The following is a 14,901-nucleotide window of genomic DNA, read 5'->3' as shown; positions in this document are numbered from 1 at the left end:
CAGTGCAAGTTGTTTTGGCTGGAAAATGAAGATCAAATCTATAGCTTTGATTAAGCTATAGATTTATCAAGCTTAATCTTGCGCATTTACCAGCAGACATCGTCACGGGATCTGGCTAGGCCTGACCAAGGGACTAGGATCAATTAAGGGAATGTCTTAATATAAAGGTAGAAGAAGTAATGTGTAGTGCTGCTTCTATGAGCTCTGTAAGTCATTGAGGAAATACGGCGTGATTGAACCTTTGCTGTTAGGAATTGTTTTGGGCCTAATTCCGGTAACATTGGCCGGTTTGTTTGTAGCGGCTTACATGCAGTATCGCCGGGGTGATCAGCTCAACTTTTAGATTTTGATTGGTAAGAACTTTTGCGAAGCCAGCGTTTCTAAAAACGCTGGCTTTTTTCGTTCAGGCTTTTGCGACTAGGTTAGCGGCGAGGCGTGCAGTTCCATAGGCGGCTTCACTGTGTAGCGAAGAAACCAGGGGAATGCCTAAGGCTTTTGCCCTTAATGTTTGCCAGGTCAGGTTTTGTGCTCCTCCTCCCGCTGTATAAATGCGGTGTACTGGACCTCCACCCAGGGTAATCAGCTTTTGATAGCCTAAGGCTTCGATGTGAGCCATGCCTTCTAATAATCCGTGGAGAAACCGTACCGGATCGCTGGGACGAGGAGTCAAGCGAGGTGGCAGGTGAGGATCGCTGATGGGGAATCGTTCCCCAGCGGTGAGTAATGGATAGTAGTCAAGTCCGCTAGGGATTTCGGTGTGAATACGTTGGCTGATTGAGCCAAGTTCGTCATCACTAAAGTAGTGACGTAATACAGCTCCCCCTGTATTGGATGCACCTCCCACTAACCATTGTTGACCGAGCCGATGGCTGTATATACCACTTTGGGTGTTATTAATGGCAATGGGGCTTAACAGTTTAATCACCAGCGTAGAGCCAAGGGAGGTTACAGCGTCTCCTGGGGTGCTGGCACCACTCGCTAAAAAGGCGGCAATACTGTCGGTAGTGCCCGCTTTGATCATGCAGTTTTTCGGCAGGTTAAACCGCTGAGTCAGTTGAGGCTGAATGGGTGAGATCGCATCCCCAGGCGCTAAAACGTTGGGTAACCATGGACTGATCTCTACGCCCAGTAGCCAGTCGGGATAACTGAGAGTCTGTGGGTTATAGCCTAGCTTGAGGGAATTGTTATAGTCGCTGATACCCGGTTGACCATGGAGCAGACTACTGAGCCAATCTGCTTGATGCACCAGGTAACGAGCATTGGCCAAGATATTAGCCGGTAAATTATTTTTCCACCATAGGGCTTTGGCCAGGCTAGAGGTGTTGCTGTGGGCTGGGCTATGGGTAGGTGCAATGGCAGGAGTACTACCACGAGTATCGTTGTAGAGCAATGGCGGCACTAGGGGGATATGGTTGCGATCGCACAGGAGAACGGTGGCCGAGGTGCCATCAATTGAGATCGCGCTCGTGTGTTGGCGAATAGCCTGGGGGATTTGGTCAATCAACGCCCATAGTGTTTGCTCCCATCCCTTCGCATTTGGCTCTGGAGTAGGATACTGACAGCGACCTTCGCCGACAATCTGCCCATCGGCATCGATTGCGATCGCCCGTGCGCCCGAAGTGCCAAAGTCAATTCCTAGGTAGTTCATAAGCACGCAAAAAAAGAGGTACCCGAATGAGCACCTCTTTTCAAAACTATTGATCTTAGGTGGAATTAAACGCTCACTTCACCCAACTCACGGCTTAAATGGTCAAAGGGAGCATCCACAAATGAAGTGTCACTAATGCCCTGGGCCGTTAGTTGCTCCTTCAGGACATCTTTCATGATTTGAATACCAATGACCGTTGGGCCAACGGGCACTTCCAAAGAGTTGTAAGTTTCACGCAGACCGTTGAGAACGCGCTCAGTGAGGACATCACAGTTGCCTGCTACCAGCGCATAGCTGCTGTAGCGCAGGTAATAGTCCAAGTCGCGTAAGCAAGCGGCATAGCGCCTAGTGGTGTAAGCATTGCCGCCGGGGCGAATCAATTCAGGTATCCGCTCAAACAGTTCAGCTCCTGTCGCCTTTACCAGGCCAGATGCATTTGCACTGATATAAGCAGCGGCTTTAACCCGATCAGAGCCACTGTCAAAATAACTCTTTAGAGAATCGAGGGCGTCGCGATCGAGGTACCGACCTGTGATGTCGTAGGTGCTGATTAAACCCGTCACCGTATCCCGCATGAAACCTTTCTCCCAGTGCGATTAATGTGCGACTCAAAAACTAGAGCAAGAATTTGTAACCAAGCTTGGAGTGAAAGTCCTCATACAGACCATGGTATGACCCAAATATGAGAACAAGCGCAAGGGCTATCCAACCGCTTGTTAAGGTAGTTCCAAGTGCCTTGCCGCTGCCATGTAAATCCTGAAACCCGTTCAGCGACAACGATTACCGACACTTGAGTACCAAAATTCAGTCTACCACGGTGAATTAAACCCCAGGCAATCGACTCAATGGAGAAGTGGATTGACCTGCGTATTTTTTACAATCCGCAATCTTTCGCAACATTGTATGGCATGCTTAGACACCATTTTAGGGGCATCTGAATAACTCTGATGTCAGTTCACCTCTCCAAAATGAGACGGAAACATCCCAATCTTCCATGGGTTTGCTTGAGAAAACTTGAATTTGTAACAAAAGATACAATTGCTCGGTATTACAGTTCTTAGGATTATCCATGCCTGGTTAAAGTAGGCACTAATGCATGCTTTAACCCAGTAGATCTGTTTATGGGTGTTACTAAACCTTTGGACCATAGCCAGGTTCAGAGGTTGTATGGGGATGAGTGAGCGTCTCTGGGTGACATAGTCGTATGGCCCGAGTGCAAATAATATGCTTGCCACTGTTAAGGGATATAGAAAACTTCTAACAGGCATACATTTTTCGTTACACTCATTTTTTAATGTTTTGGTCGTTACACAGGTTGGCCTGTCCGTGCTGCAAAGCGCCTACATTACCCTCAGATTTTCCTGGTGTTGCTGGCTTGGTTTGAGTCGAGCTTGGGGATATTACTAATCTCTGGATATTCTCAGCAAGGCATACCTCCGCTTAGCGACGATATTTGTGAAAACGGCTCTAGTTGAATGCATAGAAAGGAGTGATCCATGGCTCAAACCGCCGCAGAAGTTTTGCAGATGATCAATGATCAGGACATTCAGATGATTGATCTGAAGTTCATTGATTTGCCTGGTATCTGGCAACACCTTACGGTGCATCGTAGCCAGATTGATGAGAGTAGCTTTACCGACGGAGTGGCTTTTGACGGATCCAGTATCCGGGGGTGGAAGGCAATTAATGAGTCGGACATGTCTATGGTTCCAGATCCTGCAACAGCCTGGATCGACCCTTTTATGAAAGAGCCTACCCTCAGTCTTGTGTGTTCTATTAAAGAGCCTCGTACTGGTGAATGGTATGATCGTTGCCCCCGCGTTATCGCTCAGAAAGCTTTGGACTATCTGAATGCAACTGGTATTGGCGATACCGCATACTTTGGCCCTGAAGCAGAATTTTTCATCTTTGATGATGTGCGTTTCGATACCACATCTAACTCTAGCTACTATCACGTAGACACCGTTGAGGGCCGTTGGAATACTGGTCGCGAAGAGGAAGGTGGCAACCTGGGGTATAAGCCCAACTACAAGGGTGGTTATTTCCCCGTGTCTCCCACTGATACATCTCAAGATATGCGTACTGAGATGCTGTTAACCATGGCTGATTGTGGTGTGCCCATTGAGAAGCATCACCATGAAGTGGCCACTGGTGGTCAGTGCGAACTAGGTTTCCGTTTTGGTGAGATGATCCAAGCGGCTGACTGGTTGATGACCTATAAATATTGCATTAAGAACGTTGCCAAGAAGTACGGTAAGACCGTTACCTTTATGCCCAAGCCTCTCTTTGAGGACAATGGTTCTGGTATGCACACGCACCAGTCCATCTGGAAAGATGGACAGCCTTTGATGGCAGGCGATAAGTACGCTGGCTTGAGCGAACTCGCTACCTATTACATTGGCGGTATTCTTAAGCATGCCCCTGCACTACTGGCATTTACTAATCCCAGTACTAACTCTTACAAGCGCCTGGTTCCTGGTTTTGAGGCCCCTGTAAACTTGGTTTACTCAAACGGTAATCGTTCCGCTGCTGTTCGGATTCCGTTGTCTGGTGATAATCCTAAGGCTAAGCGTTTGGAGTTCCGCTGTCCTGACCCCACTGCGAATCCTTATCTTGCCTTTGCTGCAATGCTGTGTGCTGGTATTGATGGTATTAAGAACAAGATTGAGCCTCCTGAGCCTATCGATCAGGATATTTATGAGCTCAGCCCTGAGGAGTTGGCTAAGATTGCATCCACTCCTGCTTCCCTAAAAGAAGCCCTATCTGCCTTAGAGAGTGATCATGCTTTCTTGACTCAAGGTGGCGTGTTCACCGAGGACTTTATCCAAAACTGGATCTCTTACAAGTTGGATACTGAAGTAATTCCAATGGATATTCGTCCTCACCCCTATGAGTTGGCTCTCTACTATGATTGCTAATCCGTTTTGAATGACTTTTGATTAGCGATCGCTTTTGGTCTGACGCCAGTCCAGAGACTGGCGTTTTTTTATGGCAGTAGCCAATAGATTATTGAGTAAAACCAATCTTTATTTGAAATAAGATTAGCATTTGTTTAAAAATAAATTTAAAACCGTATCAATTGATACGGTTTTTTTGGCTATAATTAAAACTGAAAAGAGTCCATGGCACTACAACGGTGCCTTTGCTGTACTTTTGTAGGAGTTCAATAGATATGTCTATTCAAGAATCTGCTAGGCTGCGCATCGTTAGCAACCGCCATGCTGTTACTAATCGTCAACGTTCTTTGCTGAGTCGTGCTGCCGTGGATGTTGGTATGCCAATGGATTCAATTGGTGGGGGCAGTCGCATTCAAGGTAAGCCTAGGTATGATGTGCAGCATACCTATGGTCGTAGTAATGCTGCTATGAGTTAAACACTGAGCTAATTGCCATAAGACATCAGTGGGCGGGGGATGCGATCGCATCCCCCGCCCACTGATGTCTTATGGCATCACAAAAAACTATTAAACTTAGATCTAGGCGTAAAGATTTGAAACTAAGCGGTACAAAATGTTAATTTGCAGGGAGCTAGATGTATTGACTTAGTCTTTAGGGTTAGTGTCACAAGTTTTGTTATTCCGTTGCTTCTTCGGTTAAAAGGTTTATGGCTGCTCTTACTTCTCGTGCTGCCGAGTCCCGCAATGGTCAGGCTAAGTCCGCTCATCCTAAAAAAGTAGTTGTTATCGGCGATAGCCTGATTTACGGTTACGGTGATATCGAAGGTGGCGGTTGGGTTGAGCGCTTGCGTCGTCAATGGATGGATCCATCACAGCCAGGACCCATTATCTATAACCTGGGCGTGCGAGGCGATGGTGTACAGCGTGTAGCTAGACGGTTAGACGGGGAGTTTAAGCTGCGCGGTGAGCTGCGCCGTCGAGTGCCTGATATTTTGGTGCTCTCCGTAGGCTTAAATGATAGTGCACGCATAGGACGGTCTATAGGACGCCCCATCATGGATCGGGTTGCCTTTACTCAAGAACTTTACGGATTACTTGATCAAGCTACGCAGTTATGCCCCACATTTTTTGTGGGCATGATTCCTGTGAATGAGGCTGCGATGCCCTATGCAGATATCCTTCACTTTTCAAATAGTGACCAAATCCATTACAACCAAATCACTCGTCATGCTTGCGCAGCACGACAGATTCCCTATCTAGATCTTTTTCAACGGTGGCAATCCCAGGGACAAGCTTGGTGTAACGAACGCCTGTGTGAAGATGGCTTGCATCCTAACGTATTGGGATATCGTACGCTTATGCAGGAAATTTCAGTATGGGAGCCATTGATGCAAGCCTTAGTCTAAGATTTGAGGCTTAACCTGGCATCACTGAGCTGGTGTTGCTGCTAAAAGTACCCAAAGACAAGCCAGCACAGTTGCTAATACAAGTGTGGTGAGCATTGTGTGAAGAACGGTGCTTGAAAATACTGTTCTGGAAGACTTATGGGTAACCATGGGCAGTGCTCATATCACTGAATCAGCTGCTCTGTCCAGTCATCGCCAACGCGGATGGTGATATCGGAGTCTAGATCACCTGTGGAGTCAGCAACGACTTTACCAGCTCCCAGGACGGCCTCTAAAAAGCCAGCACCGTCAATGTCACCCCGTTGGGCAATCACCGTTGTTTGATGCTGGAAATCAGGCCAATCTGCAATCAGGTAAACATTGCGGAAGCCTTCATTGCGTAGATGATCGGCCACGGCTTGACCCATATATGGCTCCCTTGATGCATTTTGAACAGCGATGCGGAGGCGACTAATAGAACGGCGAGGTGTATCGGTAGCTAGAAGGGCATCGGGTTCTGCATCGAAGAACTTCTGCATGACCTCATTCGTATTATTGGTGTCAGCAATCCAATAGCTTGCCCTATATTCAGTTGGGCTGCTAAAGCGACCTGGCAGCATCACCATGTTGAGATTTTCTCGGTCAAGCTGTAGTCCAAAACCTGCTAACGCCAGAATTTCTTCGGTAGATAGATTTGTATCGATATGGCTTTGCAGAATGCGAACAATTTGTGGCAATTGGGTAATGACCTTTGGATTGATCATGCGATCGCGCAAAGCCTTTAGCAAAATTTGCTGCCGTTGTACCCGCCCAATATCCCCCAAGTTATCCTGACGAAATCGAGCAAATTGTTCAGCCTCATCGCCATTAAGGGTTTGCCAACCAGGTTCTAAATCAATTACTAGCCCTTGAGTTTTATCCTCATATTGCATTCGTTTGGGGACAAAGACTTCGACGCCACCGATTAAATCGACAATTTCACGAAAGGCAGCCGTGCTGACCCTGACATAGCGGTCAATCTCAACCTCGTTGAAGTTATAGCTGACGGTTTGAGCAGCGAGTTCTGCTCCACCTTCCACATTGGCTTGATTAATTTTGTCAATGCCATAGCCTGGAATTTCCACACGGGTGTCCCGTGGAATTGACATGACATTAATGGTTTCTGCCTCTGGGTTGATCCGGGCAAGTAGCATTGTGTCAGTACGACCCACCAAGTCAGTGGGTACTGCTCCATCAATATCAGTAGCCTCGTCGAGTCCCATTATTAGGAGCGTCACTGGACGGGATACCTGATAGCGGAAACCTGATTGCCATAGATCGCTCAATGGCGGTGTGGCCGTTTCTTCTCCCAAACCCTTAGGTAGAGGCACAGTCAATATAAAAGCTGCCCCAGCCGCTGCAGATACCACTGCTGTTGTTCCAAAAATGCCAGTCCAGGCAAAAACTCTGAGGGCGTTACCTAGAAATGAACGATGCTGAGGTATATCGGATGAAGTCGTGGAGTCGGACTGAGACGATAGAGAGGGAGACATAGGGTATTTATTAGAATGCCCGGACAGGCGGGGGATGCCTAGCAAAGAATGAATGGTGATCCCTAGAAACAAACTACGCACTCTTCAATCGAGAGTCAGAACGCGATTGGACGTGATTGTCGGATTGTCATCCAAACAGCATGTTTGTTTATGGATTTCTCAGGTGTAGAAACAGTTGTGTTTGCTGGTGTGTCTATGGGGATGGGGCTATGGACGTTTGATGTGTTCTACACATTAGTGAGAAGTTAACCAATATTAAGCTGTTTCTATGCTTCGCGTTTTGGGGAATCGCTAATATTGTTCAGAATTCTATAAGGACACACCATTTTAACGCCGTAATTTAACTTTATTAAGTAAACAATGACACAACCTATGAATCCAACTCCAAAGTTAGTGCCAATTATTTTAGCTGGCGGTAAAGGTGAGCGTTTTTGGCCGGTTAGTCGTCTGAAGAACCCTAAACAGTTTTTATGTTTAGACGGTAGTGGTCGCAGTTTGATGCAGTCTACGGCGGATCGTTTGTTGCCTTTGGCGGGTGGCTGGGATGCAATTTGGGTGATTACGGCGTCTCATTTGGCGGATGGTGTCAAACAGCAGTTGCCTGAACTGCCTGAGGATAATATTTTGGTGGAACCCCAAGGCCGTGATACTGCACCAGCTGTGGCCTGGGCAACGTTGGAAGTGGCTAAGCGCCATGGGGAGGATGCGATCGCATGTTTTTTCCCGGCCGATCACTACATCACTGACGAACCCAAGTTTCGTGCCACAATTCGTGCCGCAGCTGACTTGGCTCTGAGCCAGCAAGCCATTGCCACACTAGGGATTCAGCCCACGTTCCCATCCACGGGATACGGCTATATTGAGCAGGGCGATGATGCGGGTCAATATGGTGAGTTAGCCGCTTACCGTGTGAGTCGCTTTACAGAAAAGCCTGAGCGTAGCGTAGCCGAAGAGTTTCTGGCGAGTGGGCGCTACAGCTGGAACAGCGGCATGTTCATTTTTCCGGCAGGGGTAATGATTAACGAGCTCAAGACCTATTCGCCTGAGCTCATGGGACCGCTGATGTCTAAAGGTGTCGATGCCTATGCTGAACTGGAGAAGCTCAGCATTGACTACGCAGTAATGGAAAAAACCCAGAAAGCCTATGTAATGCCTGCCAACTTTGGTTGGGATGACCTGGGGGACTGGAATGCCATCGAGCGTCTGATGAAGGGGGATGCTGAAAATGTGGACATGTGTCAGCACCAGGCCCACGATACCAATGGCTGCATTGTTTACTCTTCTTCGGAAGACGAAGTAGTGGTCACCATTGGTTTAGAGGATGTAGTGATTGTGCGTGATGGTAAAGCCACCCTCATTGTTAAAAAAGACCGCACCCAAGACATCAAAAAAGCGGTGAAAGCCCTTGGACAAGAGCAGAAATTCCATCATTTCCTTTAAGGCATAGGTCATAGCCAGCCAGGCTAACTCATTAGCTTAACTTATATAGCTACAGATGCTTTATAAAGCTCCATCCGTTTTGGTTGGAGCTTTATTGCATTTTAAGAAGCGATAGTCAGTGAAAAAGGTTGAAAGCATTAACCTTAAACCATTCAGAGAGTTCATTGCTAGCTATTAAGAGGTTTTATGACAGCCACAAATCTCAAACCTGTAGAAATTCTTCGGGATACGTTTCAGCGGGTAGGCCCTGTGTTTGTGCCAGTTTTGCTGCTGGCGTTGCCTGGTGTACTCATTTCTGTTCTGGTTCGGAATGTGATGCTTCAAGGCATGCTCAATGTAATATATGCAATTTTGGTTGCGCCTATTTTAGGTGGAGCCATGATTATTCTGGTTAATCGCTGTTTAACAGGCCAGACAACGGATCTGAGTGAAGCGGTGGCCATGGCCTGGAGAAAGGCTAGCAATCTAATTCTGACGTCACTGCTATTAGTCGTAATTTTAATCCCAGCGTTTTTATTGCTGATTGTTCCAGGCATTTTCCTCTCTGTACGACTATTTTCGACCCAATACGCTGTTGTCTTGGAAAATAAGTCGCCAACTGAGGCGTTATCAGCCAGCTGGGAGCTAACTCAAGGAAAATGGTGGAAAATCTTCTGGGCTGTTTTTGTGATTACGCTTGCCTTGGTGATTCCACTGTTTATTGTTAGCGCTATTGTGGGTGCCGCCTTGCCCTGGGGTGCCACCATTGTGTCCAATTTGCTGGGGCTGGTGATCACGCCTCCCATCGTTATGGCATTGCTCATGGTCTATAAAGTGCTTAAAGGTGAAGCGGCTTTAGACGCTGATGGTGCGAATCCCGCGAGTGCTTGATCACTCTGATTAATTGATTAATATTGCTTCAGGTAAAGTTGGATCCTGAAACTATTTTTCTAGGCTGTGGAGTACGACACCCACAGCCTATTTTTTTAAGCATCTGACAGCTTCGAGCATGCCCCGTGCTTTGTTCAGGGTTTCCTGATATTCATTTTCAGGCACCGAATCGGCAACCAGTCCTGCTCCTGCCTGAACGCTAATCCGATGTGTGCCATCCTCCTTGCTTTCGACCACCATAGTTCGGATAGTGATCGCGCTGTTGAGCTGACCTTCAAAGTCGTAGTAGCCATAGACCCCAGAATAGGGGCCGCGACGACAGGGCTCCAGGTCATTCATAATCTGCATGGCGCGAATTTTGGGCGCACCACTGACTGTACCTGCTGGAAAACAGGCTTTGAGTAAGTCCCACGCGGTTTTGCCAGGTGCCAGTTCGCCGATGACGTTGCTGACGATGTGCATGACATGGGAGTAACGCTCAATGATCATCAGCTCATCAACGCTGACGGTGCCGCTGGTACATACGCGCCCCAAATCATTACGGCCTAGATCCACCAGCATCACGTGCTCGGCAAGTTCTTTGGGGTCAGCCAATAGATCCTCAGCATAGGCATTATCTTCAGCAATTGTTTTGCCGCGAGGACGGGTACCGGCAATAGGTCGGAGAATGGCGGTCAGGGTATCGTCATCGCCTTCGCGGGTGGCTTTGACCATAACCTCAGGGCTGGAGCCAATAATCTGCCAGCCTTGGAAGTTGAAATAGGCCATATAGGGCGATGGATTGACCAGTCGCAATGAGCGATATAGGTCAAACGGATTACCACTGTAGTCAGTTGTCAGACGCTGGGAGATGACCAACTGGAAAATATCGCCCGCTTTGATGTGGGCTTTGGCCGTTTCTACACTTTGGCAAAATTCGTCTTTGCTGCGGTTACTGGTATAGGCCAGCTCAGCTGCTTGATTACTGCCAGGAGGGGTCCAGGCAAGGCGACTGTCTTGGCTCGCTAAGGGCAGGTTGAGTTTATTGACGAGGTTGCTTATGCGATCGCAACTCTCCCCATAAGCCTGCTCCAGCCCAATCTCAGGGTCACGTAAATCTGCATAGCTAACAGCCCAAATTTTTCGCTTAACCTGGTCAAAAATCAATAGGCTATCCACCTGCATCCATAGACCATCAGGCAGGTCACCCTGACTAAACGGGTGAATCGTAACCGTCGGCTCAATCCACTTGATCAGCTCATAACCCCAAAAGCCAAATAACCCACCAATACCAGGGGGTAAGGCGGGCAATTTCACCGGTTGATAGGGAGCAAGACAGTCCGTCAAAATATCAAAGGGATTGCCGGTAAACACTTGCTCAGTACCGTCGCGAAATCGCTGAGTGGTCGTTTCGCCTTTGGCTTCAAGAGTCCATAGTGGATCACACCCCAATAGACTATAGCGGCCAATATTTTCACCCCCCTCGACAGACTCCAGTAAAAAACTGTAGGGCTGCCCTGCGCATACCTTGCACCAGGCTGACACTGGCGTATCCAGATCGGCAACCCACTCCTGGTATACCGGGACAAAGTTACCCTGTTTTGCAAGCGTCTTAAATGTGTCGAGGTCTGGATAAATCATGGAGTATTGGAAGGTAGGCGTAAACGCATATGCAAGTTCAACCTTAAGTTGTTTTGCAGAAAACTACAGCTCTAGATGTGGATAACGTTGTTCAGCCTGTCTTATGGGGTTGAACCTTGGGTAAGCGGCAAAATTAATCAGAGGATAGTCGGCCATTAGACCATTAAAAAGAGGCAGCCCATAGACTGCCTCTTAAAGCCGTAACGGTTATTCTTCTAAACCAATGCAATAGGTGCAGTAGCTAAAATCCTTAAACCTCGTAGGGTTCCTTACCGCTAAACTTAATAGTCGCTGGGTTAGGATTACTCCCAATGTTGCGATCAATCTTGCCGCTGTAACCACGACCTTCGTTAACCTTCTCAGGAGGAACACCATCTGCCGGGTGCAAATAGGTAGTCTCACCAGTAGGTAAAACGCGATAAATTTTATAATCAGTAATTCTGGGCTTAAATTTGGTCTTGAGTTGACGGCTGAGAGCTAAGCACTGCTCTTTGCGAGCTAGATAAAGCATATTCTCGCCTGTGTTCATGATAGCTACACCACCAGTGGGCATCTCAAAGGGCTGTTCCTTTTTGCTGCTCCAGGTGATAACGTACTTTTCTTCCCGCTCAGCAGCGGAAAGTAGGCCACCAGTACTGCCACCAAAGATCGGAGTTTTGCCAGTAATTTCTTCAGACATGGAAATATTATCTCTCAACCTTATCGCTCACAAATTTATCACTGTAAATGACGTTGTTTACATTCTTTGTGAGGAAGCGTAATAGTTCTTCAGAGTTTAAATGTGGCTGTCTAAATCTGCTACATCCCATGACGATTAAAGGATTTCTAGCTTCACTGTTTTCTTCCCAGGAAAACACCATATCTAGTGGTAGTAACAAAGAACAATCATCAAATATGGTGAATTATTTATTTGGTGGAAAAAATTTATAGAATTTCTTGAGTAAGGTCAATAAGGTCAATATAGATACGTAATGAATATATGGGGAAAATGGCACCGTAACCATTGATAATAAAGACACATTTAAGATTTCGGATTTATAAGCTGTGAAAATATTCCGAGCTCGCACACTACAGACCCTGTTTGCAGACAGTTGGACCATTTTTTGGGGGGACTGGTTGGATTTGCGGGTGCGGATTCCCCAAGTGGCGGCATCAGGGTTGGTGTCTCCCCTTATCTATATTTTGGCGTTTGGGTTGGGGTTGGGGAGTTCTCTCGACCAAGCTGCCCGCCCCCCCGTAGGGGATAGCTATTTAGAATTTATTCTGCCTGGTATGGTGGCGCTATCATCCATGGTGATTAGCTTTGGTGGAACCACGTTCTCGATTTGTGGTGAGCGACTGTTTACGAAAAATTTTGAGGAAATGCTGCTGTTTCCCATTCATCCTCTAGCGATGCATTTAGGAAAGATGTTGGCAGGGATAGTACGTGGTTTGTTAACGGCTGGCTCAGTGATTTTGGTGGCCATCCTGTTTACCCGTGATGTATGGAGTTTCTTGCACCCACTGTTTTTATTGCTGCTAGTGCTGAATTGTGCGGTGTTTGCTGGTTTAGGGGTAATTGTTGGCTTAAATGTTAAATCCTTGGAGAGCGTTGGACTCTTTAACAATTTTTTGATTGTACCGATGTCATTTCTGGGGGCGACATTTTTTGACCCATCTACGCTGCCCGCTGTGCTAAAGGGCATTGTTTATCTGCTGCCCCTCACCTATACAACCATTGGCTTACGGGCTGTAGCGTATCAACCCCTGAATGAGTTTCCTTGGTACTCGATTCCTGTGTTGTTGATAGTTGCGATCGCACTTTCCATGAATGGGGCCTATCAGTTTGCCCGCCAGCAAGACTAACTTGCGATCGCGTCCTGCATGGTGGGAGGCATAGTTGCGATTTCTAGTGGAGTTTGGGCTACTAAGTGTTGTTGTAAGGTCTCGTCCTCCATGATGCGCTGTTCAAGCTCTGCTGCAACTTGGTTAAAGTTCAGATGCTGATCTCGCAGTTGTGAAAAAATCCGATAGGTACTGAGGGGCGGCACAGTCGCATCGTCTGTGGAGATCTGCACTAAGTTGTAAAGAGTGCCGCTTGCATAGACTGCAAACGTAATGCGAAATACCTCAAAAAAGTTGATGACCCAGCGACAGTCTTCTTCTGAATAGGTTTCGTAATATCGAATTAAGCTAGCAATACGAAGCTCTAGATGAGATTGTACATTGGGACAAAATAGGGCAATTTTGAGCAATAAAATGACTAGCACCAGTGGGTTTCCTTGGGCTAGGAACATACTAAAGAATTTGGACGGTTGTACCCCATCTTCACAGGTAAGAATGTCAATGACTCGTTTGCAGGTACGTAAAATCAGAGCTTCTGTTAATAACTCCGAGTTATTGTGCCTGTAAATTGTCAAAACAGAGTCGGGTAATTTGTCTTTGAGGGCGCGAGTAATGGGGGTATTGGGGAGTGCATAGGCTAGATAGTGCAATAACGCCCGTTTAAATTCCCAGTAAGTCAGCTGCTGGCATTGTTTACGCAACAAATTTGCCAGGTTCTCATAGCCAAAACGACCTGGCTGCAACAGCAGCATCTTGATCAAATTAATGGCAGCTTCGCCTAATACCGTTGGGTTATCGATTGTTGTGGGCGGAGACTCCATCTGGGATTTGGCTGTATACATTGCCAGATCAAAGCGAAACTTTGACTTCAGCTGTGACGATAAGTGACGAGCGGCTTCGCGTTGTTCTAATGGGTTCTCTAGATTTAGATACTGAGGAGCCAATAAATAGGATGTATATCGATTGCTCCAATGTTCATGCTGTTCGTAGCGGGCTGCAAACAGTTTCAGATCATGAAAGTCTTGACTGGTAATAAAGTTCCGCATCCAAATGCGCAGTCGCTTGAGGATTAGCGAAAACCCAGGACGCATTAAAACTTGGTCATCAAACATCTTGATCAGAGCGCGGATGGCGTCTGGTTGGCGTTGAATGCCCCAGTTGTTAATTAGGATGTAGCAAACCCGTTTGAGGGTAAATAGAAACTGCTGTTCGCTGTTCGCAATGACTATAGAATATAGGGCGACAGGAAGCTCTGATTCAGTGGATGATTCTGTGTAATCCACAAAAAGACGACGAAATGTGGCCAAAACAACGTCAACAGGTTCCGTTTGGACACTGTAGAGAAAGAAATCGTATAAGACGTGTTGGGCGTTCTGGATATCTGTACGAACCATAGTCACCAGGAACTCAATCAGGAACTTACATATTGTCAGCTAAGTCTACCTAAAAGAATTAATGATTTTCGGATGTAATGGCACCCGTGTGCCTACTGAAGCACTGCCAAGGGTATTGAAAAGTATAAATCGAGACATAAGATTGGGCTGGGATGTCTGCGTATGAATCATGAAATTGCTCTTTAAAAAGCATGGACTGCCCCCCAGAGGCTGCCGATAGGTTTTAATGTCGAAGCATTAAATTGAACGGGTAAGCAACAATAAGACCCATATCTGCCCCTCAATGAGAAAA

At 46.9% G+C, this 14,901-nt stretch carries 13 protein-coding genes; 7 read left to right on the top strand and 6 right to left on the bottom strand.

The features are described 5' to 3' along the window. The first annotated feature begins 229 nt into the window (after positions 1 to 229). Entirely contained in the window at positions 230 to 343 is a 114-nt protein-coding gene (gene petG, locus QGP82_RS27275) for a cytochrome b6-f complex subunit V (RefSeq protein WP_006516887.1), read from the top strand. A gap of 60 nt (positions 344 to 403) precedes the next feature. Here the strand turns inward: petG and QGP82_RS27270 are convergent, their stop codons facing one another. Both QGP82_RS27270 and apcB read right to left on the bottom strand, forming a co-directional pair. Beyond that, entirely contained in the window at positions 404 to 1,648 is a 1,245-nt protein-coding gene (locus QGP82_RS27270) for an FGGY-family carbohydrate kinase (protein ID WP_499061591.1), read from the bottom strand. Positions 1,649 to 1,713: 65 nt separating this feature from the next. Further along, positions 1,714 to 2,223: an allophycocyanin subunit beta gene (apcB, locus tag QGP82_RS27265; protein ID WP_163659836.1), complete on the bottom strand. Its 510-nt coding sequence runs from the start codon at positions 2,221 to 2,223 to the stop codon at positions 1,714 to 1,716. Between the two features lie 921 nt (positions 2,224 to 3,144). Here apcB and glnA point away from each other — a divergent pair. The 3 genes from glnA to QGP82_RS27250 all read left to right on the top strand — a co-directional run bounded on the left by glnA (position 3,145) and on the right by QGP82_RS27250 (position 5,950). Next, positions 3,145 to 4,566, top strand: a complete 1,422-nt coding sequence (gene glnA, locus QGP82_RS27260) for a type I glutamate--ammonia ligase (protein WP_163659835.1) — start codon at positions 3,145 to 3,147, stop codon at positions 4,564 to 4,566. 254 nt (positions 4,567 to 4,820) lie between these two features. Next, on the top strand, positions 4,821 to 5,021 hold the full coding sequence (gifA, locus tag QGP82_RS27255) for a glutamine synthetase inactivation factor IF7A (RefSeq protein WP_163659834.1): 201 nt from the start codon (positions 4,821 to 4,823) through the stop codon (positions 5,019 to 5,021). A 230-nt stretch (positions 5,022 to 5,251) separates the two neighbouring features. Then, the gene (locus tag QGP82_RS27250; protein ID WP_163701841.1) at positions 5,252 to 5,950 is read left to right on the top strand and encodes a GDSL-type esterase/lipase family protein; all 699 of its coding nucleotides are present in this window, start codon (positions 5,252 to 5,254) and stop codon (positions 5,948 to 5,950) included. A gap of 164 nt (positions 5,951 to 6,114) precedes the next feature. Here the strand turns inward: QGP82_RS27250 and QGP82_RS27245 are convergent, their stop codons facing one another. Beyond that, the gene (locus QGP82_RS27245) at positions 6,115 to 7,461 is read right to left on the bottom strand and encodes an LCP family protein (RefSeq protein ID WP_499061590.1); all 1,347 of its coding nucleotides are present in this window, start codon (positions 7,459 to 7,461) and stop codon (positions 6,115 to 6,117) included. A gap of 360 nt (positions 7,462 to 7,821) precedes the next feature. On the opposite strand from QGP82_RS27245, the gene QGP82_RS27240 reads away from it, so the two are divergent. Together QGP82_RS27240 and QGP82_RS27235 are read left to right on the top strand one after the other, a co-directional pair. Continuing rightward, a complete protein-coding gene (locus QGP82_RS27240) occupies positions 7,822 to 8,901 on the top strand; it encodes a mannose-1-phosphate guanylyltransferase (protein WP_499061589.1) in 1,080 nt (359 codons plus the stop codon). Positions 8,902 to 9,087: 186 nt separating this feature from the next. After that, positions 9,088 to 9,771, top strand: a complete 684-nt coding sequence (locus QGP82_RS27235) for a DUF7847 domain-containing protein (RefSeq protein ID WP_163659831.1) — start codon at positions 9,088 to 9,090, stop codon at positions 9,769 to 9,771. An 87-nt stretch (positions 9,772 to 9,858) separates the two neighbouring features. On the opposite strand, the gene QGP82_RS27230 is transcribed toward QGP82_RS27235, so the two are convergent. Together QGP82_RS27230 and QGP82_RS27225 are read right to left on the bottom strand one after the other, a co-directional pair. Then, complete coding sequence (locus QGP82_RS27230) at positions 9,859 to 11,391, bottom strand: anthranilate synthase component I family protein (protein ID WP_163701846.1); 1,533 nt, start codon at positions 11,389 to 11,391, stop codon at positions 9,859 to 9,861. 250 nt (positions 11,392 to 11,641) lie between these two features. Continuing rightward, a complete protein-coding gene (locus QGP82_RS27225; protein ID WP_163665834.1) occupies positions 11,642 to 12,070 on the bottom strand; it encodes a photosystem I reaction center subunit II PsaD in 429 nt (142 codons plus the stop codon). A gap of 365 nt (positions 12,071 to 12,435) precedes the next feature. Between QGP82_RS27225 and QGP82_RS27220 the strand changes: the two genes are divergently transcribed. After that, positions 12,436 to 13,236: an ABC transporter permease gene (locus QGP82_RS27220; protein WP_006516876.1), complete on the top strand. Its 801-nt coding sequence runs from the start codon at positions 12,436 to 12,438 to the stop codon at positions 13,234 to 13,236. Here QGP82_RS27220 and QGP82_RS27215 read toward each other — a convergent pair. Next, positions 13,233 to 14,609: a Sll1247 family protein gene (locus QGP82_RS27215; protein WP_163701848.1), complete on the bottom strand. Its 1,377-nt coding sequence runs from the start codon at positions 14,607 to 14,609 to the stop codon at positions 13,233 to 13,235. The two genes, QGP82_RS27220 and QGP82_RS27215, sit on opposite strands and share 4 nt — an antisense overlap. Between the last annotated feature and the right edge of the window lie 292 nt (positions 14,610 to 14,901).

Source organism: Leptothoe sp. LEGE 181152, from assembly GCF_032906605.1.
GTDB classification, from domain to species: domain Bacteria; phylum Cyanobacteriota; class Cyanobacteriia; order Phormidesmidales; family Phormidesmidaceae; genus Leptothoe; species Leptothoe turfae.
This window is presented reverse-complemented; position numbering and strand designations above follow the sequence as displayed.